This window comes from Pseudomonas sp. M2 (genome assembly GCF_015751845.1).
Taxonomy (GTDB): domain Bacteria; phylum Pseudomonadota; class Gammaproteobacteria; order Pseudomonadales; family Pseudomonadaceae; genus Aquipseudomonas; species Aquipseudomonas putida_E.
The window spans coordinates 4,777,509-4,795,910 of record NZ_JADOUD010000001.1 but is presented as its reverse complement, the minus strand read 5'-3'; the positions used below and the strand labels follow the sequence as shown (position 1 = coordinate 4,795,910).

Below are 18,402 nucleotides of genomic sequence, written 5' to 3'. Positions count from 1 at the left end.
CGGTCAGTTGTCCTGGGCAGGTTCAGTGGATGGGTGGCTCGGGCACGGCTTCGCCGGCCTGCAGGAAATCGAAGTCGCAGCCTTCATTGGCCTGGGTCACGTGCTGCTGGTAGAGCGCAGCAAAGGAGCGACCGTAGGTCTTGTGCTGTGGCACATGCCCGGCGCGGCGGCGGGCCAGCTCGTCGTCACTGACGCGCATGTTCAGCGTGCCGGCGGCGACGTCCAGGTCGATGATGTCGCCTGTGCGCACCAGTGCCAGCGGCCCGCCAACGGCGGCTTCAGGCGCCACGTGCAGGACGCAACTGCCATAGTGGGTGCCGCTCATGCGCGAGTCGGATATGCGCAGCAGGTCGCGCACCCCGGCCTCCAGCAGGCGTTTGGGGATCGGCAGGTTGCCCCACTCAGGCATGCCCGGCGCGCCTACGGGACCGGCGTTGCGCAGGATCAGCACGGTGTCCGCAGTGACCTCCAGGGCCGGGTCGTCGATCATCCGGCTGAGGGTTTTATGGTCGTCAAAGACCAGTGCCGGGCCGCTGTGGCGGCGCAGGCGCGGGTCGGCCGCGGAGGATTTCATGACCGCGCCATCGGGGCACAGGTTGCCGCGCAGCAGCGCCAGGGTCTCGCCTTGCTCGAGGCTGACCACCGGGTTGTCGAGGGAGCGAATGATGTCATCGTCGTAGCACGGTGCATCGGCCAGCAGGCTGTCCCAGCTCTGGCCGGTGGCACCTTCGCATTCCAGGTGCAGGTGGGGTTCGATCTTGCGCATCAGTGCGCGCAGGCCGCCAGCGAAATGGTAGTCCTCCATCAGCGCCGTGCCGGACGGGAACAGGTTGAGCAGCACCGGGATCTTCGCGGCCGCCGCTGCCAGCTGGTCGAGGGTCAGGTCGAGGCCGGCGCGCCGGGCAATGGCGATCAAGTGGATCGCCGCGTTGGTCGAGCCGCCCATGGCCATGTACACCGCCACGCCGTTGGCGACATGCTTGTCGGTCAACCAGGTCGAGGGACGGCGGTCGCGCCAGACCAGGTCGACGATGGCTGAACCACACTGCGAGGCCATCCGCGGGTGCGCACCGTCAGCGGCGGGAATGCTCGACGCACCGGGCAGGGTGAAACCCATGGCGTCGGCAATGCTGGTCATGGTCGAGGCCGTGCCAACGGTATTGCAGGTGCCGATCGAGCGGGTCATGGCCCCTTCGAGCTCTTCCCAGGCGACCGTGTCGATCAGCCCCAGGCGGCGTTCATCCCAGTACTTCTTGGTGTGGGTGCCAGCGCCGGTCTTGACGCCGCGCCATTGGCCGTTGGACATCGGCCCGGCCGGACAGTAGATCACCGGCAGATCCATGCTCAGTGCCCCCATCAGCAAACCCGGGGTGGACTTGTCGCAGCCACCCAGCAGCACGGCGCCGTCGATCGGCAACGAGCGCAGCAATTCTTCGGCCTCCATCGCCAGCAGGTTGCGATAGAGCATGGTGGTCGGCTTGACCATCACCTCGCCCACCGACTGCACCGGCAACTCCACTGGGAAACCGCCCGCTGCCCAGACACCGCGCTTGACCGCTTCGGCACGGTCACGCAGGTGCGAATGGCAGGGCGACATCTCGCTCCAGGTATTGAGGATGGCAATCACCGGCTTGCCCATGAACTCTTCACGGCGTAGGCCGATCTGCTGAAGACGCTGACGGTGGGCGAACGCACGGATGGTGTCTGGAGCGAACCACCGCTGGCTGCGCAGTTCTTCGATTTTCTTGTGCTTTTCGGACATGAGCTGAGCCTTTGAACAAGCGCGCGACGAAAAATCGTAGCGCTGCGAAAATTTCTTTCAGGAGCATACTCAGATCGATTTCGTAGCGCTACGATTTTTTTGTGAAGAAGTGCCCTGACGTCAATCAGGGTGGATTACTGAATCGACAACCCTGCATCGACAACGAAGTTCTGGCCGGTGCAGCCACGGCTGTCGTCGCTGGCCAGGAACAGCGCCAGGCGCGCGCAGTCGCTGGCATCCAGGCGGAACTTGAGCATCTGCTGGTCGATGAAGGCCTGGCTGGCCGCCTCCAGGCCGGCGGGGTCTGCGGCCCACATGGCATCCTGGCGCTCGGTGCGGATGGCGCCCGGTACCAGGCTGTTGATCCGGATGCCCTGCCCGCCCAGTTCACGGGCCAGGGTACGGGTCATGCCATTCAGCGCCGCTTTGGCGGTGGTGTAGCAGACCATCCCGGGGCGCCCGCGCATCCAGGAGATCGACCCCATGTTGATGATTGCCCCGCTGCCGCGACGCGCCATGCCGGGCGCAACCGCCTGTGCCGCGAAGAAGGCGTGGCGCAGGTTGGTCTGCATGCGCTCGTCCCAGTACTCGACGCTGACATCGGCCAAGGCATGACGGTCATCGCGGGCGGCGTTGTTGATCAACACATCGACGGCGCCCCAGGTACGCTCCACTTCTGCCACGCAGGCCTGCAACCGCTCGATGTCGCGTACATCGCAAGGCAGGAACAGCGAGTTGGCCCCCAGCGCATGCGCCAGCCCTTGCCCCGCTTCGGCATCGAGATCGAGAAAGGCCACGCGGCTGCCCTGAGCAACGAAGGCTTCGACAAAGGCGCGGCCGATGCCTGAAGCACCTCCGCTGATGAGGACCACCTTGTCGGCGAGGCTTGGGTAATGCGTATCGGTATGACGGTTCATGATAGGAAGCTCGTGAATGCGTGGGAAAGGTTCAGCCTGCGAACAGCGGCTCCGCGCAGCCGGGCACATTGACCCGAGTGGCGAACACACAGCCGGACAACGGCCAGTCAGCGAGTTCTTCGGCACTGCGGTTTTCGCGGGAACTGGTGATGTACAGCGTGCTCAGGTCCTCACCGCCGAAGGCGACCATCGTCGGCCAGCGCGTCGGCAGCTGGATTTCGTCCAGCACCTGCCCGTCAGGGCTCAGGCGCAACACCCGGCCGCCGTCGAACTGCGCGCTCCAGTAACAACCGGCGCTGTCAAAAGCCGCGCCATCAGGACGCCCGCCGCTGCCCCGCGCAAACTCGCGCAGCAGTTGCCGCGGGCCGGGCTGGCCATCCTCATCCAGTGGGTAGCGGTAAAGCACATGGTTCGGCGTGTCGCTGTGGTAGGCCCACGCGCGGTCCGGGCTGAAGGCCAGCCCGTTGGATACCATCACATCGCCCGCCATGACCTGGGCGCGATGTTCGGCATCGACCCGCAGCAGTTGCCCGCCATTACGGTCACGCGGCTGCCACAACGTGCCGGCCCAAAAGCGACCCCAGGGGTCGACGCGGCCATCGTTGAAACGGCTGTGCTCGGCGCCCGTCGGGTTCTCGGCCAGGCGCTCGCCCAGCTGCCCATGGGCATCGAGCAGGTAGATGCCACTGCGCAGCGCGACAATGAAGCCGCCTTGCTCGCGCAGGCCGAAACAGCCGAGTTCCTCGGGCAATTGCAGTGTGCTCACGCTGCCATCGCGAGGATCAAGGCGATGCAGCCGCCCGGCCAGGATATCGGCCCAGTACAGGACCTGTTCACGGACCGACCAGACCGGGCACTCGCCCAGCTCCGATGGTTGCCGGACCACACAGCTCAACGTTTCATTCATGCAGGGTTCTCCAGGTCGCCGCTGGCAGGCAGCAAGCGCAACTCACGTTCGATCGACGCCCCCGGCGCCAGCCAGACCAGGCCGTGCGCCGTGGGCTCAGGGAAGTTGATGGCATTGTTCAAGTGGCTGACCGGCTCGACCGCGATGAAGTCCGCTGGCGCCGGCGGCGTGAACACCACCAGGTGCCCAAGCCCTGGGCCGGCTTGCAGGCGCAGGCCGACCTGAGCGTCGGGCCAATACAGGCTGGCGCGAGCATCCCAGCCCTCGAAGCAGTTATCCAGGCCCACTGCACCTGCCGCGCGGGGCTGGCTGAAGTCCCAGGCCTCGGGCAGCGCCGTACGCTTGAGCGGCAGGCCATCCGGCCCGGCCTGCCAGACCTGCGCGGCGCTGAAGCCCAGCTGCAGCTCACCCTGGCACTCGAAGTACGGGTGCCAGCCAAGCCCTGCCGGCATCGGCTGCTCACCCAGGTTGGTGAGCCCCAGGTGCAGGTGCAGCCCCTCCTCGCTCAGGACGATGCTCTGCCAGGCAACGAAATCCCACGGCCAATCCTCGGCATCGATGCCCAAGGCAGTGTGACGCAAGCTCAGCTTGCAGCTTTGCGGCGAGTGGGCATCGACCTGCCACGCCCGCTGCCAGCCAAGGCCGTGCAGCGGGTGCGGATGGTCGCCGAAGTTGCCGCGCAGTTGCTGCGCCTGGCCGTTGACGCTAAAACGCCCGTGGGCGATCCGGTTGGAGTACGGTACCAGCGGAAAGCAGGCGCTGCGCCGCACGCTGTCGCTGCCGTCCCAGGGGCGCAACAGCTCGAAGCGGCCCAGGCGCAGGTAACCCAGCGCGCCGCCAAGGCTTGGCAACACCCCGGCACTCAAGGCACCGCAGGTGAGTTTCAGCAACGGGTGCACGGTGTGATTCATCGGTATCAAGACTCAGAAGCTCCAGCGAATACCCAAGGTGCCTGCCCAAGGGTCATAGCCGGCCGCCACGCTCGGGTAATCTTCGCTGAGCAGCGAGAAACCCTGGGTGGAGTGGCTGTTGTTGTTGATGTGGGACACATAGGTATACAGCTGGGTGTTAGGGTTGAACGAGTAGATGTAGCCGGCATGAGCGGCCCAGGCCCGGGCGTCGGCTGCGCCGATACGCTGAGAAACGCCGAAGGTCAGGTCATTGTGCTCGTCGAGGACGATCCTGGCATTGACCATCTTCGCCGAGGCGAACCAGCGTGCGTCGGTATCACGCTCGGTATACATGTAGTTAGCGCCCCAGATCACACCGCCCCACTGGTAGTTGCCCGACACCACGTGGGTCGTCTGGGTATACAGCTCGCTGCTGGTTTCGGTGGGGGCCGACTCATGGCGGTTGAAGCCATAACCCAGCTTGGTGAAGCCATTGCGATAGCGCACGTTGAAGCCACTGGTGCGATTCTGGTTGGGGCCGTTTTCGATGCTGGAATTGCCGTAGGAGTAACCCAGCTCGGTGGAAAACCCGTTCACTTCAGGCGAACGGTAGCGCACCGTGGTGTCGTAGAAACCACCGGTGCCGCTTTTGCCCAATACCGCGGTGTGCTCCAGGCTCATGATCGCCGCCATGTTCGACAACCCGTACAAGGCCACGTCCGAATCCAGGAACACCCAGTAGATTGGCATGTACAGGCTACCCATGGCCACCGAGCCGAACGGGCCACTCACCCCCACGCCATAGCCACGGTTGGTCGAGACCTGCCCGCCCTTCCAGATCCTGCGCAGTACCAGCCCGCGCTCGCCAAACGCCTGCAGGGCGTAACCGCTGTCGCCCAGGGCATAGTCAAGCTTTACCCCGAAGCGCGAGGCCTGCAGGTTGCCGTCCGAGACCATAGTGTGGTCGGGGGCGGTCTTGCTGAACGAGCCCGTCTGCACGTTCAGATCGAAAATGCCGTAGGGGTTGATGCTGAGGTTGCCGGCCTTCCACACGATCGGCGCGGCATGACTGGGCAGCGCGCAGACGCTGGCCAGCAGGGTGAAGCCAAGGACACGTTGATTCTTGTTATTCATGTCAGCAGCGCTCTTTCATGGCCGCAGTGGGCCGACGCGCCTGCCAAGGCAGGCGCGCATTGGGAAAAATCCAGGTAGCCGTGCCGGATCAGAGCACGGTCAGGCTCTCGAACAAGGCTTGCCAGCGGCTGCCCACCCGGCTGAACACCGGCGGTTGCCCCAGTGGCGCCGCCACCTCGACACGCTGGCCGCCCTCGAAGCGCTCGCTGCTCCACCAGTGCTGCCAGGTCTCGCCAGCCGGCAGGTAGACGCTCCAGCGCGTATTGTCCTCGGCATGCACGGGAGCCACCAGCAGATCGCGCCCATACAGGTACTGGTCCTGGACGCCATAGCAGCCGGTGTCCTGTTCGTGATGCAGGAACAGTGGCCGTTGCAATGGCAGGCCGCTGGCCTGGGCTTCGTCCATCAGGCTTTCGACATAGGGTTTCATGCCGGCGAACAGCCGAGTCATGCGGGCAAAGTGCGCCAGGGTGGCCGGGTCTTGCCAGAACTGCAGGTTCTGGTCCGGGCGGTTGCCTTCGTGCGTGCGCATCACCGGGGTGAACGCCGCCATTTCCGCCCAGCGCTGGAACAGCTCGGCGGTACGGCAGTTGCCATAAAGGCTGGTGTAGCCACCGATATCACTGTGGTGATAGGCATTGCCCAGCAGGCCTGAAGACAATGCACCGCAGATCACTGTCTGCAGGCCATCGTGGCGGCTGAAATCGACCGACTGGTCACCCGCCCAGAGCAACGGGCATTGCGCCTGCACCCCGCTGTACCCGGCGCGCATGAAGAACAGCGCATCCCCCGTGCGCCCAGCCGCGGCAATGGCGCGGGCATTGATCTCGGCCCAGCGCACCGGCCAGGCATTGTGTTCGAGCATGGGGTCGGCACCGCCGGCCAGCTTGACATCGATCGGCAGGTACTCGCCAAAGTCCGCCATCCAGCCTGACAGCCCCTTGTCGAGCATTTCCTGACCGATGATCCGGGTTTCGAACCACTGCGCCGCCGCCGGCAGGGTGAAATCGACTACCCCACAGAGGAACTCGCCGAAGTCGACCAGGTAGGTAGCGCCCTCGGCAGTGGTGGCCAGGTAGCCAGCTGCCTGGGCTTCGGCAAACAGTGGGCCGTCATTGCACAGGTAAGGGTTCACGTAGCCGAGGAAACGCAGCCCGCGCTCATGCAAGCTGCCGACCCAGGCCTGGTGGTCCGGGTAGCGCTCGGCGTTCCACTGCCAGTCCCAGAACAAGCGCTTGCCGAACGAGGTGATGCGCAACCCTTCCCAGTCTTCGCACCAAAGTGCGCTGACTTTCGCACCCTCTTCGAGCGCGGTCTTCAGGTGCTGTTCCGCATGCGCTCGGCCGTTCTTCAGGCCGAGAATCGCCCCGTCGAGCACCCACTCCGGCAGCCGTGGCTGGCGGCCGAAATAGCGGCTCAACGCACCGACCAGATCGATGTAGCTGTCGCCGACGAAGAATTCCAGCGCCTCCGGTATCGCCCACACCTGCAGCTCGTGGAAATCGCCCTGGCGGAAGTCGAAATCGGCGTAGGCGCAGGTGACCAGGTGCGCGCAATAGCGGCGCGAGGACATGAATGTCGGTTGCGGGTAATTGGTGTGGTAGTAGTCACCACCGGCATTGGCTTCGTTGTCGGCCTGCAAGGTCAGCCAGGTCGATTTGTCCCGGCCTACGCCCGGCTCGGAAGTCCACAGCGGGAAGTTGCGCCCGCGCAGGTTCAGATAAGACATCTGCTCGCCGCAGCCCCAGACCTGCTCATCCGCTTCGGCCGGCAGGCGCAGCCACAGGCGGTTGCAACCTGGCTGCGGCGCCTGCATGAGCAGGCGCACGCGCTCGCTCTGGCAGTCCAGGCGCAGGGTCAGCAGCAGCGGCCCCTCGGCCCAGGCGCGCAGCTCGATCAGCCCCGCCTGCGCATCGAGCCGGGCGTGGCGCAGGGCAACCCGCTCCTGCACGTAGTCACGGATGCGGAAATTGCCGCGCTGCATTTCAATATCGGCCTCGCCGTAGCCGGCAAACACCGCCGGCTGCAGCGGGCTGTGGCACCACAGCAGGCGCCCGTCCACTTCCAGGCGGATCTGCTCACCTGCCTGGTGCAGGTTCACGTTCTGGGGGATGGATACGCTATTCATCGTGGGTTGGTCTCATAGTCAGGCAGGGCATGGGTGACAGTCAGATGTCGAAAACGGCGGCGGCACAGGGCGACGCCGGCAAAGGCCAGCAGCCAGGTCAGCGCCAGCAGCGGCAGGTAGAGGCCGGAAGGTCCGCCGACACGGGCGACCCCCAGCGGTGAGAAGGTCAGGTAGATGGAGACCAAGGCTGCGAACAGCACCACACTGAAGCTGCCGGCATGTCGCCATGGGGTAAGGTCAACGGTGCGCGCCGGGGTCGGCGAGACATACGGGGTAGCGCGGTCGAAGTGCTTGCGCAGCAGCACCAGCAAGGCCATCTCGATGGCGAACATGATGCCCATGACATGGATGAAGCTGATGCCCAGGCGTGTGTCGATCTTCAGCCCCAGCACCAGCACCGCGTAGCACACCGCATGCAGGCCGAGCACCAGTTTGGCCGGTGTCGCACCGCCACGGGCGCTGAAGAAACCGAACAGCATGATGGCAATGATCGGCATGTTGAAGAAGCCGGTGAAGCGGCGCAGTACCGCATAGATGCCTTCCGGGGTGTACATCAGCATCGGTGCCACCACCAGCGACACCAGTGCCGCAATCACACTGACGCGTTTGCCGAAGCGCACCAGTGCCTCGTCCGAGGCCATGGGCCGGATCGACTTGTAGAAGTCATAGGTCAGCAGCGTGGCCGTGCCATTGATGATCGCGTTGAAATGGCTCATCACGGTGCCGAAGATCACCGCCACGAAGAACCCTTTCATCCACCAGGGCATCAGCGCCGCGACCAGTGCCGGATAGGCCAGGTCCGAGTTGGCCAGTGGCTGGTCGCGGAACAGGTGCCAGGCAATCACCCCAGGCATCAGCATGGCCAGCGGCACCAGCAGCTTCAGGCAACCCGACAGCAGCACGCCCTTCTGGCCCTCGGCCAGGTTTCGGGCGGCCATGCTTTTCTGCACGATGGCCTGGTTGGTGCACCAGTAGAACAGGTTGGCGAAGATCATCCCGGTGAACACCGCGCCGAACGGCACCTTGTCTTCACTGCCGCCAATGGCGTTGAGCTTCTGTGGGTTGTCGTGCAACAGGGTCTGGGCACCGGACAACACGTCACCCTGCCCCAGCGTCCACAGGCCGATGATCGGAATCAGTATCACCACCACCAGCAAGCCGATGCCGTTGATGGTGTCTGACACCGCCACCGCCCGCAGCCCGCCCAGCACCGCATAGGCGGCGCCGATCACCCCGGTGGCGACGATCAGCAGGCTGATGGTGGCCGGGTAGGACCAGCCGAGAATGCCCTGCAGATCGAAAATCTGGTTGAAGGTGATCGCCCCCAGGTACAGCGAGGCCGGGTTGAGCACCAAGGTGTAGGTGGCAACCATCAGCGCGCTGACCACCCGGCGGGTGGTGCGGTCGTAACGCTTCTCGATGAACTCCGGCAGGGTCGAAAATCCGCCGCGCAGGTAGCGTGGCAGGAAGAACAGGGCCAGGGCGATCGTCGAAACGGCAGCAGTCGCTTCCCAAGCCATGGAACTTAGGTTGTGGGCGTAAGAGTCACCATTGAGGCCGACCAGTTGGTCGATCGACAGGTTGGTCAGCATCATCGAGCCGGCAATGAACCAGCCATTGAGGCCGCCGCTCGCCATGAAGTAGCCATGGGCGCCGACGTCCTTGGCCTGGCGGGTGAACCGATAGGAGATCACTGCAACCAGCACAGTGAAAAACAGCATGCTCAGGAAGGTAAAAAGGGAAGTGCTCATTTTTATATTTGTTCTCCAACGCGGGTTGGGCAGCGTTGCAACGGCAAAATCGCAGCGCTGCAAAATTACCCGATGAGCTTATCGCAGGCAAAATCGTAGCGCTACGATTTTATTCGAAATGACACACTGATTTTCGAAAACGAACACCTGTGGGCCAACGAGGCGCTTTTGCGATTGACTTGGCATCGCCGCGCTCGCATGCTTTTGCCTTCGAAAAATGAGGTGGCGATGAGCGACAGATCAGACAGCGAAATCAGCATCGGCGAAGCACGCCGCCCCCGAGCCAACCGGGTGACCATGGGTGTGGTTGCTGAACAGGCCAAGGTCTCCCCCAGCACGGTTTCGCTGTTTCTGCGTGACCCCGAAGCGGTCTCCAGCAAACGTGCGGAGCGAATCCGCCAGGCCATCGCCGACACCGGCTACACCATCAACCGTCTGGCCGGCGCACTGGCAGGCAACCACAGCCGGACAGTCGCCGTGATCGTGCCCTCGATGGTCAACGCGTTCTTCTCGGAAACCCTCAGCGCCATGCAGGAAGTGTTCGAGAGCCGTGGCTACCAGCTGCTGATCGGCAACAGCGACTACGACCCGGAACGTGAGCTGGAACTGCTGCGCGCCCACTTGTCCTGGTCGCCGTCGGCCCTGGTCGTCACCGGCAGTGACCACACTGCCGCCCGCCCGCTGCTCGAAGCCACCGGCATTCCGGTGGCACAGATGTGGGAGCTGGGCAACGACCCGTTCCACTTGCAAGTCGGCTTCTACCACGAGGCCGTCGGCGCGGCCCTGGCCGAGCACTTGTATGCCCAAGGGTTGGAGCGTTTCGTCTATGTCGGCACGCGCATGCACCTCGACCACCGCGCCCGTCAGCGTGCCGCAGGGTTCAGTGCATGGCTGGCCGACAAGGGGCAGACCGCGCAAGTGATCGCACTGGAACAGAACACCTCGCAAGCCGAGCTCAGCGAAGTGTTCGATGAAATCGCCCGCCACGGCGACGGGCCACAAGGGCTGTGCTGCTCGAACGATGTGCTGGCCATCGCGGCACTGTTCGAAGCCCAGCGCCGCGGCATTGCCGTGCCGGAACAACTGGCGATCGCCGGCTTTGGCGACCTGCCACTGAGCAAGCTCAGCGCGCCGCGCCTGACCACCGTACGCCCCTACCCTGCCGAGATCGGGCGGACCGTGGCCAGCCAGCTGTTGACCTGGATTGAAGCGGGCACCCTCCCCGATCAACCCCAGGTCGTTGACCTGGGCTTCGAGTTGGTCGTGCGCGAGAGCAGTGTGCGCCAGTAACAGGCGCACGCAGTACCACCGGCCAGGCTAAGCGGCCACCAGCACCTTGCCGATCAGGCTCGCGCCCGCCAGCAGCAACAGGCCGAACACCGCCAGGCGCAGCACCCGCGGTGAAATGGCCAGCGGGTGGCGGCGCATCCACCAGGTCAGCAGGAACACAATCGGCAATGCCTCCAGCGCGAGGTAGCCCGCCTGCAGCTCGAACCGGTGTGTCGCCACCACCACGCTCAGGCGCATCAAGGCATTGACCGCGAACACCACGATCAGCGTGTCGCGGATGACCTGCACGGCCAGTGGCTGGCGATAGAGCTGGTAGACCAACGGCGGCCCGGCGCTGGAAAACAGCCCGCCCATCACCCCGGAAACACTGGCGAAAAAGGCGAAACCAACCCGCCCCGACATCTGCTGGCGACCTTGGGACTGCAGCACCAGCATGAAGCTGCAGACGATGATGGTGATGCCGAGGATGATCTCCAGCAGGTCTCGCTCATGCGTGCCCAGCAATGACAGCAACTGCACGCCTCCCACGACGCCCACCAGGCTGCAGGCCAGCACCAGCAGCACGAGGCGGCGCGGCAGCTCCGGCCACTTGCGCACCATAACCAGCGCGTTGGCCAGTGTCAGAATCGAGCTCACGTTCGCCACGGTTTCCATGGGCGCCAGGCCCAACATGCCCGTCAGTCCCAGCAACAACAGGCCAAAAGCAAAGCCGGTGGCGTTCTGGGCAAAGGTGGCGACGACGACACACAACATGAAACCAAAATGCTGCCACAGCTCCATCACTGCGCGCCCTCACGCACCGGGTGCAACACCCGGCCGGTGGCAAACAGCGCTGCCAGGTTGGCAAGCACCCTATCGGCCATGGCCTGACGTGTTTCCAGGGTGCCGCTGGCCACATGCGGCGACAGCACAACCGTATCCAGTTCACGCAAGGGGGCAGGCACGTGCGGTTCATCCGCAAACACGTCCAGTGCCGCCCCGGCAATCCGGCCGTTGCGCAGCGCCTCGATCAACGCAGGCTGATCCACTACCGAGCCACGTGCCACATTGACCAGCATCCCATTGGCGCCCAGTGCCTCCAGCACCTGCTGGTTGACCAGCCCGTCGGTGGCAGTGCCACCGGGCACAGCCAGCACCAGGAAATCACTGCGCTCGGCCAGTGCCAGCAACGACTCGTGGTAGGCGTATGCCAACTGCGGCTTTGGCCTACGGCTCGAATAGCTCACCTGCATGCCAAAGGCGCTGGCACGCCGGGCAATCGCCTGGCCGATCGGCCCCATGCCAAGGATGCCGCACCTCTTGCCGCCCAGCGCGGTGGTCAGACCAAAGCGCTCTGCACCCCAGCGCCCGGCCCTGACGAAGCGGTCAGCCACCACCACTTGCCGGGCGACGGCCAGCAGCAGGGCCATGGCGGCGTCGGCCACGCAATCGTTGAGCACATCCGGTGTGTTACTGACCTGGATACCCCGGGCGCTGGCTGCTTTCAGGTCGACGGCGTCGGTACCCACACCGAAGCAGACGATGGCGCGCAAGGCCGGTAACTGCTCGATCAGGTTCGCGCTGGCACCGTGCACTCCCGTGGTCACCACCGCCTGCACGTGTGCGCCCTGCTCGGCCAGCAGCGCGGCAGGCGAATCGCAGCGCCACAGATCCAGTAGCCGATAGTGCTGCTCAAGCTGTGACTGCAAGGCAGGCAGCAGTGGGCCAACGGTCAGCACCCACGGTCTTGCATCAGACATCACGATTCTCTCTCTTGCCAGGTATAGCTGCGGTCAGTTCAAGGCGACGCAGCGGGCCGACCACCACCAGATAACTGAACATCGCCAGCAGCGCATTGGCCGCAACGAACACCAGTGCCATGTTGAACGAACCGGTGGCCTGCACGATGAAGCCAATGATGATGGGGGTGGTGATGCCACCGATGTTGCCGAAGGTGTTGAACAGCCCGGCCGTCACCCCTCCGGCCTGCCGTGGCGCGGCGTCGGCCATGACCGCCCAGCCCAGTGAGGCGAAGCCTTTGCCGAAGAAGGCGAACGCCATGATCGCAATGACCATCCAGGGCAAGGACACGTAGTTGCAGATGATCATGCTGGTGGAGGCCAGCAGCCCGACGATGATCGGCACCTTGCGCGCCAGGCTCAATGAGCCGGTCTTGCGCATGATGCCGTCGGAACAGAGGCCGCCAAGCAGGTTGCCGACGAAACCGCAGATCGCCGGGATCGAGGCCAGGAAGCCGGCCTGCAGGATCGACATGCCGCGCTCCTGCACCAGGTAGATCGGGAACCAGGTGGTGAAGAAATAGGTAATGGTGGAGAAGCAGTAGTGGCCTATGTAGATCCCCACCATCATCCGGCTGGTCAGCAACCCCTTGAGGATCGCCGGCAGTTTCAGGGCGCCGTCGGCTTTGCGCTGCTTGCCAAGGTGGGCATCCATGTCGACCACCGCACCGCCTTCACGCAGGTAGTCCAGCTCGGCCTGATTGATACGCGGGTGTTCCAGCGGCGAATGCACCTTGCGTACCCAGACCCAGGCCATGATGAACCCCAGCACGCCCATCATCAGGTACACCGAACGCCAGCCATAGGCGTGGATCAGCCAGCCGCTGACCGGCGCGAACAGCACGATCGCGAAATACTGGCCGGAGTTGAAGATCGACGAAGCCGTGCCCCGCTCACTGGCCGGGAACCATGAGGCGACCATCCGGCTGTTGCCCGGTGCCGCAGGCGCTTCGGCCAGGCCCACCAGAAAGCGAAGGGCAAAGAATGCCGTCACCACCAGGCTGACGTTCGAGCCGCCGTTGAACGCCTGGACCAACGTCAGCAGCGACCAGCAGAAAATACTGACGGCATAGGTGCGCTTGGAACCGTAGCGGTCCAGCAGCCAGCCACCGGGTAACTGGCCCAGCACATAGGCCCAGGCGAACGCCGAGAATATCCAGCCCATCTGCACCGGGCTGAGCACGAACTCCCCCTGGATGGCGGAGCCGGTGATCGACAGGATGCCGCGGTCGCCGTAGTTCAGCGTCGACACGAGGAACAGGATGAGAATGATCCAGTAGCGCGTGCGTGAAGGCGTCGCTGTTGCCGCGGTGCTGGCCGCGACGTGGCCGGAAATGGGTGCCTGATTCATCGAGAGTCCTTCCGGCGCGCGATGGCACCGGTTTGTTGTTCTTGTAGGGATGCTCAATCGGCTACCGCAACACGGAGGTAGCCTGCGCTGGGTGGAACGGTAGCGGTCAGTAGGCTGTCGCTACCGCTTCGGGCGCCTGGCGGCCTTTCAGGGCCACCAGCAGTTCATTGGCCTTGCTCATCATCATCGCCATATCCGAGGCCACGGCGGCGAAGGCGTAGCCCTGCTCCAGGTAGCTACCGACCAGCTCCGGCGTGCCGCCGACGATGCCGATGGGCATGCCGATGGCTTTGCAGCGCACGATCGCATCGCTGATCATGGCCTGGATATCAGGGTGCGCCGGGTTGCCGATATGGCCACAGACACTGGACAGGTCACCTGGGCCGAGAAACAGCGCATCGACACCCGGCACGGCTGCGATTTCCTCGAGGTTGGCCAACGCGGTGGCGGTCTCGATCTGCAGGATGCAGCACACCGAATCATTGGCCTGCTGGCCATAGCCCTTCCAGGTGCCGTAGCGGCTGGCGCGGTGCACGGCAGCGAAGCCACGGGTGCCCATCGGTGGATACTTGACCGCGCTGACTGCTGCTCTGGCCTGCTCGGCATTCTCCACGAACGGCACCATCACATTGGTCGACCCCAGGTCCAGTGCGCGCTTGAGCAGCACCGGATCATTGGCGGCCACTCGCACGATCGGCTGCGCACCGGTGCATTGGATGGCCTGCAGAATGTGCCAGAGGTCGCGGAACTCGATCGGTACGTGCTCCATGTCCACGAGCAGCCAGTCGAAGCCTGCGTAACCCAGCGCTTCTGCCGTGCTGGCCGATGCGGACATGAGCCAGGTACCGAGCGGTGCAGATTGGCGTTTCAGCAGAGGGGTGAAGGTGGGGGGCGTGACAGCAGTGGACATGGCGACCTCCTGAGGGTTGATCAACCAGCGCTACGAAGCAAAATCGTAGCGCTACGATTTTTCCAGAGAGCCTACTGGATTATTAATCGCAGCGCTACGATTTTATCCACTTGGCCCCTCTGAGCCCGCGTCAGACGCCCGAAATTTGGGGGGCCAGAGGTCAGTACGAGCCAGCCGGAACCTGTCACTCGCCTTCACAGTCAATGTTCACAGATAACGGTGAGCATCGGCTTTGCCTGATAGCGGGGCTTGCCATCGCCAATCACGCATTTGGCTTGTCCGAGGTATCGTGCTTGAACACAAAGCCTCTCCCCTCACAACGGCGCGCTCTGGACTGGCTGAACTTCTTCTTGGCCGACGTGCGCGACGGGCTCGGCCCTTACCTGGCCATCTACCTGCTTGCCGTGCACCATTGGCAGCCGGCCGAAATCGGCCTGGTGATGAGCCTGGCGGGCATCACGGCATTGCTGGCGCAAACGCCAGCCGGAGCGCTGACCGACAGCACCAAGGCCAAGCGCGCAGTGGTGGTGGTCGCCGCCCTGCTGGTGACCGGTAGTTGCCTGCTACTGCCGTGGCTATCGTCATTCGCTGCAGTGGCCATTACGCAGACGGTCGGTGCCCTGGCGGGTTCGGTATTCGCGCCGGCAATCGCCGCCATCTCGCTGGGCATCAGCGGCCCCAAGGCATTCACACGCCGAGTGGGCCGCAACGAAACGTTCAACCACGCCGGCAATGCCTGCTCGGCCTTGCTGGCAGGAGGGTTGGCTTACCTGTTCGGCCCGGTGGTGGTGTTCTACCTGATGGCCTTCATGACCGTGGCCAGCATCGTGGCCGTGGCCCGGGTAGACGCCGCAGCCATCGACCACCAGTTGGCACGTGGCCTTGACCATGGCCCCGGGGGTGATGACCACCCTGCCGGGTTGAAGCTGCTGCTGCACAACCGCACCCTGCTGGTATTTGCCGTGTGTTGTGCGCTGTTCCATCTGGCCAACGCGGCGATGCTACCGCTGGTTAGCCAGAAGCTGTCGCAGATTGATCTGCGCCTCGCCACGCCGTTCACCTCTGCCTGCATCGTCGCGGCGCAGTTGGTGATGGTGCCGATGGCGTTGCTGGTAGGGGCTAAGGCCGAGCATTGGGGACGCAAGCCGTTCCTGCTGGCTGGCTTTCTCATCCTGCCGCTGCGAGGTGTGCTTTACATGGTTTCCGACAACCCGTTCTGGCTGGTGGGTGTGCAACTGCTCGACGGCATCGGCGCGGGCATTTTCGGTGCGTTGTTCCCGATCGTGGTCAAGGACTTGACCGAAGGTACCGGACGATTCAGTGTCAGCCTCGGCGCGCTGACGACGGTGTTCGGGGTGGGTGCTGCGTTGAGCCCTGGGATTGCCGGGCTGGTAGTCCAGAACGCTGGCTACGATACGGCATTCCTGACCCTGGCGGCCATTGCCGGGGCCGCTTTCATGCTGGTGCTGGTAGCGCTGCCGGAAACCCACCCAGGCGCTTCGCCGTCGCCCTCGTCTACGCCTAAGCCCAAGCCTGCTGGACACTGAACACCCCATGCCTGTCAGCGAAAATGCACCGATCATCTGGGCCATCGCGACCCTGGCCACCTGTGGCGTCATCCTGCACCCCTGGCGAGTGCCCGAATAGGTCTGGGCCATGGGTGGCGCAGTGCTGCTGGCCGGCACGCTCGTGGCTCAGGGCAACGGCTGTTCGACCTTGTGTTCCTGGTGGGCACGCTGGTCACCGTGTTTCTGTCCAACGACGCCACCGTCGAGCATCGTGTCCCGGGAAGCGGTGAAACTCATTCTGTTAAATTTCTGAGCCTCAACCCTACTTGTGCCTGATCAGCAGAAAACCAAGATTGACCAGGTAAGGATTATTCCTTACCACTCAATCTGTACATCCGGGAGAACGCTCATGCCTGCCATCCACGAAATCGCCACATTGACCTCGAAGGGGCAGGTCACACTGCCCAAATCCGTTCGCCAGCTTTTGGGCATTGACACTGGTGGCAAGATTGCATTCGACGTACGCGGGGGTGAAATCGTGGTCAGCCGCGTAGAAACCACCCACGAAGACCCTGCCATTGGTGCGTTCCTGGGTTTGCTGGAGGCTGATATCCGAAGCGGCCGCAACCTCACCACCCTGCCGGAAGACCTGGCGCAAACCATGCTCGCCAACGCAAAGCACTCCGTAAACCTGGACGAAGATATCGATGGTGAGGTCGCGATCTGATGCTGCGACATGGCTGGACACTGTTGTTCCATGAAGGTGTGATTTTACAGCTACGCAAATTGCAAGAAGCCGCCGCCCGGGCCGAGCAGAACGACCAGCAAGGTTTTGAGTGCAACGCCAACGTCAAGCTGTTTCGGGCATTGAGCCATCTGATCCTGGAGGCTGTGCCTGCCGACCCAGGCTGTGATGAGTTCCGCCAAGGCAACACGCTGGGCACCGCCTACAGACATTGGCGCCGCGCAAAAATCGGCAGGCGCTTTCGCCTGTTCTTTCGCTACGACTCAAGGTCCAAGGTTATCGTCTATGCATGGGTCAACGACGAAACACCCTACGGTCTGCAGGCAGCAAATCCGATCCCTACGCCGTATTCGAGAAGATGCTGGGCCGCGGCAATCCTCCTGATGACTGGGATGCGCTGATTTCAGTTGCGCGTAGCGACTGGCGCGACCCCAAGCCATATAGATAACTATTTCACTTCGAACGCGTCGTAGACCACTGCATTGCCCAAGCGCATTGCGCTACCCACGCCGACCGTACGATTGAGCCATGCGTATTGGGGCGCGGATGTCTCGAAACGCAGGGTGATGCGGAACTGGTACAGGCTGGGGTCGACGTCTTCGCCAGCGGCCACCCTCTTCATGACCGCAGCCGGCCCATAACGGTAGCCTTCGGTGCGCAGGTAGATCAGTGCGCCATCGTCGGTCTGCAGCAGGTAGCGGGTGTCGATGATCGCCACACCCTCGGGGCTGACAATCTGCCAATCCGCGCCGTTATTGAGGATGGTGCCTTTGAGCCTGGCCCCCTCGAAACGGCCGCCTGTGATCGGGATGATACGCCGCTTGCCCTGCGCGCTGGTTTCGCCCAGCTCCCACACCGGCGCCACCAGGTCCACCGTAAAACGCGCCAGGGGTTCGAGCTTGAGCGGGGGCGGAGCATAACTGGCAGCCTGGGCAAGGCCGGTGCAAACGCCAAGCAGCAGGCCAAGCAATCCTCTGCGAAGGCTCATCATGCTGCCTCCTGCAGTGACCGGGCATCGGGATTTGTCGGGTGCGGGCCTGGTGATGCGACCCAGTTTGCTGGGGGGCGTGCTATAGGCGCTTTCATGAGTGCAGATATCCTTTGTTATTGTTGATGGATAATATTGTTAATGATTATTTTTGTTAACCAATCATCTGTCAAGGTTCCTCTGGGTACTTGCCGCAAAATCTTGAGCACCCTGGGATGAGCGCTGAAGGACGATCTGGTCACCCGGTGCAAGCTTGGACGCAGCGCATGCTACGCTTGAATCAGCTGTGAACAGTGTCTTGGCGCTAAAAACAAGGCCCTGCCCTTCTGCCTTTGATCACCAA

General features: G+C 63.5%; 15 protein-coding genes and 1 pseudogene. 4 read left to right on the top strand and 12 right to left on the bottom strand.

Annotated features, from left to right (window positions below):
- Positions 1-22: 22 nt before the first annotated feature.
- From IWW33_RS22295 to IWW33_RS22265, 7 genes are all read right to left on the bottom strand, one after another.
- A complete protein-coding gene (locus IWW33_RS22295; protein ID WP_174141896.1) occupies positions 23-1,762 on the bottom strand; it encodes a 6-deoxy-6-sulfo-D-gluconate dehydratase in 1,740 nt (579 codons plus the stop codon).
- Between the two features lie 134 nt (positions 1,763-1,896).
- On the bottom strand, positions 1,897-2,679 hold the full coding sequence (locus IWW33_RS22290) for a sulfoquinovose 1-dehydrogenase (RefSeq protein WP_115274573.1): 783 nt from the start codon (positions 2,677-2,679) through the stop codon (positions 1,897-1,899).
- Positions 2,680-2,710: 31 nt separating this feature from the next.
- The gene (locus IWW33_RS22285) at positions 2,711-3,586 is read right to left on the bottom strand and encodes a 6-deoxy-6-sulfogluconolactonase (RefSeq protein ID WP_174141895.1); all 876 of its coding nucleotides are present in this window, start codon (positions 3,584-3,586) and stop codon (positions 2,711-2,713) included.
- Complete coding sequence (locus IWW33_RS22280; RefSeq protein ID WP_115274571.1) at positions 3,583-4,497, bottom strand: aldose 1-epimerase; 915 nt, start codon at positions 4,495-4,497, stop codon at positions 3,583-3,585. The genes IWW33_RS22285 and IWW33_RS22280 overlap by 4 nt, the downstream gene beginning before the upstream one ends.
- Positions 4,498-4,509: 12 nt before the next feature.
- Positions 4,510-5,610 carry a porin gene (locus tag IWW33_RS22275; protein ID WP_115274570.1) on the bottom strand — a complete coding sequence of 367 codons (1,101 nt, stop codon included), beginning with the start codon at positions 5,608-5,610 and terminating at the stop codon, positions 4,510-4,512.
- An 88-nt stretch (positions 5,611-5,698) separates the two neighbouring features.
- On the bottom strand, positions 5,699-7,738 hold the full coding sequence (locus tag IWW33_RS22270) for an alpha-glucosidase (RefSeq protein WP_115274569.1): 2,040 nt from the start codon (positions 7,736-7,738) through the stop codon (positions 5,699-5,701).
- Complete coding sequence (locus IWW33_RS22265; RefSeq protein WP_016486300.1) at positions 7,735-9,489, bottom strand: solute:sodium symporter family transporter; 1,755 nt, start codon at positions 9,487-9,489, stop codon at positions 7,735-7,737. The genes IWW33_RS22270 and IWW33_RS22265 overlap by 4 nt, the downstream gene beginning before the upstream one ends.
- Positions 9,490-9,717: 228 nt before the next feature.
- Here IWW33_RS22265 and IWW33_RS22260 point away from each other — a divergent pair, with 228 nt between their 5' ends.
- Positions 9,718-10,779: a LacI family DNA-binding transcriptional regulator gene (locus tag IWW33_RS22260; RefSeq protein WP_052326101.1), complete on the top strand. Its 1,062-nt coding sequence runs from the start codon at positions 9,718-9,720 to the stop codon at positions 10,777-10,779.
- A 27-nt stretch (positions 10,780-10,806) separates the two neighbouring features.
- Here IWW33_RS22260 and IWW33_RS22255 read toward each other — a convergent pair whose 3' ends face one another.
- From IWW33_RS22255 to IWW33_RS22240, 4 genes are all read right to left on the bottom strand, one after another.
- On the bottom strand, positions 10,807-11,559 hold the full coding sequence (locus IWW33_RS22255) for a TSUP family transporter (protein ID WP_115274568.1): 753 nt from the start codon (positions 11,557-11,559) through the stop codon (positions 10,807-10,809).
- Positions 11,559-12,518 (bottom strand): 2-hydroxyacid dehydrogenase, encoded by a 960-nt coding sequence (locus IWW33_RS22250; RefSeq protein ID WP_115274567.1) that lies wholly within the window; start codon positions 12,516-12,518, stop codon positions 11,559-11,561. Before IWW33_RS22250 ends, IWW33_RS22255 begins: the two co-directional genes overlap by 1 nt.
- Entirely contained in the window at positions 12,511-13,908 is a 1,398-nt protein-coding gene (locus IWW33_RS22245) for an MFS transporter (RefSeq protein ID WP_115274566.1), read from the bottom strand. The genes IWW33_RS22250 and IWW33_RS22245 overlap by 8 nt, the downstream gene beginning before the upstream one ends.
- Before the next feature lie 106 nt (positions 13,909-14,014).
- Entirely contained in the window at positions 14,015-14,782 is a 768-nt protein-coding gene (locus IWW33_RS22240; RefSeq protein WP_315972124.1) for a 2-dehydro-3,6-dideoxy-6-sulfogluconate aldolase, read from the bottom strand.
- Positions 14,783-15,021: 239 nt separating this feature from the next.
- On the opposite strand from IWW33_RS22240, the gene IWW33_RS22235 reads away from it, so the two are divergent.
- The 3 genes and pseudogenes from IWW33_RS22235 to IWW33_RS22220 all read left to right on the top strand — a co-directional run bounded on the left by IWW33_RS22235 (position 15,022) and on the right by IWW33_RS22220 (position 17,519).
- Positions 15,022-16,365, top strand: coding sequence for an MFS transporter (locus IWW33_RS22235; RefSeq protein WP_231386182.1), 1,344 nt, complete (start codon positions 15,022-15,024; stop codon positions 16,363-16,365).
- A 370-nt stretch (positions 16,366-16,735) separates the two neighbouring features.
- Complete coding sequence (locus IWW33_RS22225) at positions 16,736-17,053, top strand: type II toxin-antitoxin system PrlF family antitoxin (protein ID WP_115274564.1); 318 nt, start codon at positions 16,736-16,738, stop codon at positions 17,051-17,053.
- Positions 17,053-17,519 (top strand): annotated as a pseudogene (locus tag IWW33_RS22220) (type II toxin-antitoxin system YhaV family toxin). Before IWW33_RS22225 ends, IWW33_RS22220 begins: the two are co-directional and overlap by 1 nt.
- On the opposite strand, the gene IWW33_RS22215 reads toward IWW33_RS22220, so the two are convergent.
- Positions 17,520-18,062 (bottom strand): DUF3237 domain-containing protein, encoded by a 543-nt coding sequence (locus IWW33_RS22215; RefSeq protein ID WP_174141894.1) that lies wholly within the window; start codon positions 18,060-18,062, stop codon positions 17,520-17,522.
- Between the last annotated feature and the right edge of the window lie 340 nt (positions 18,063-18,402).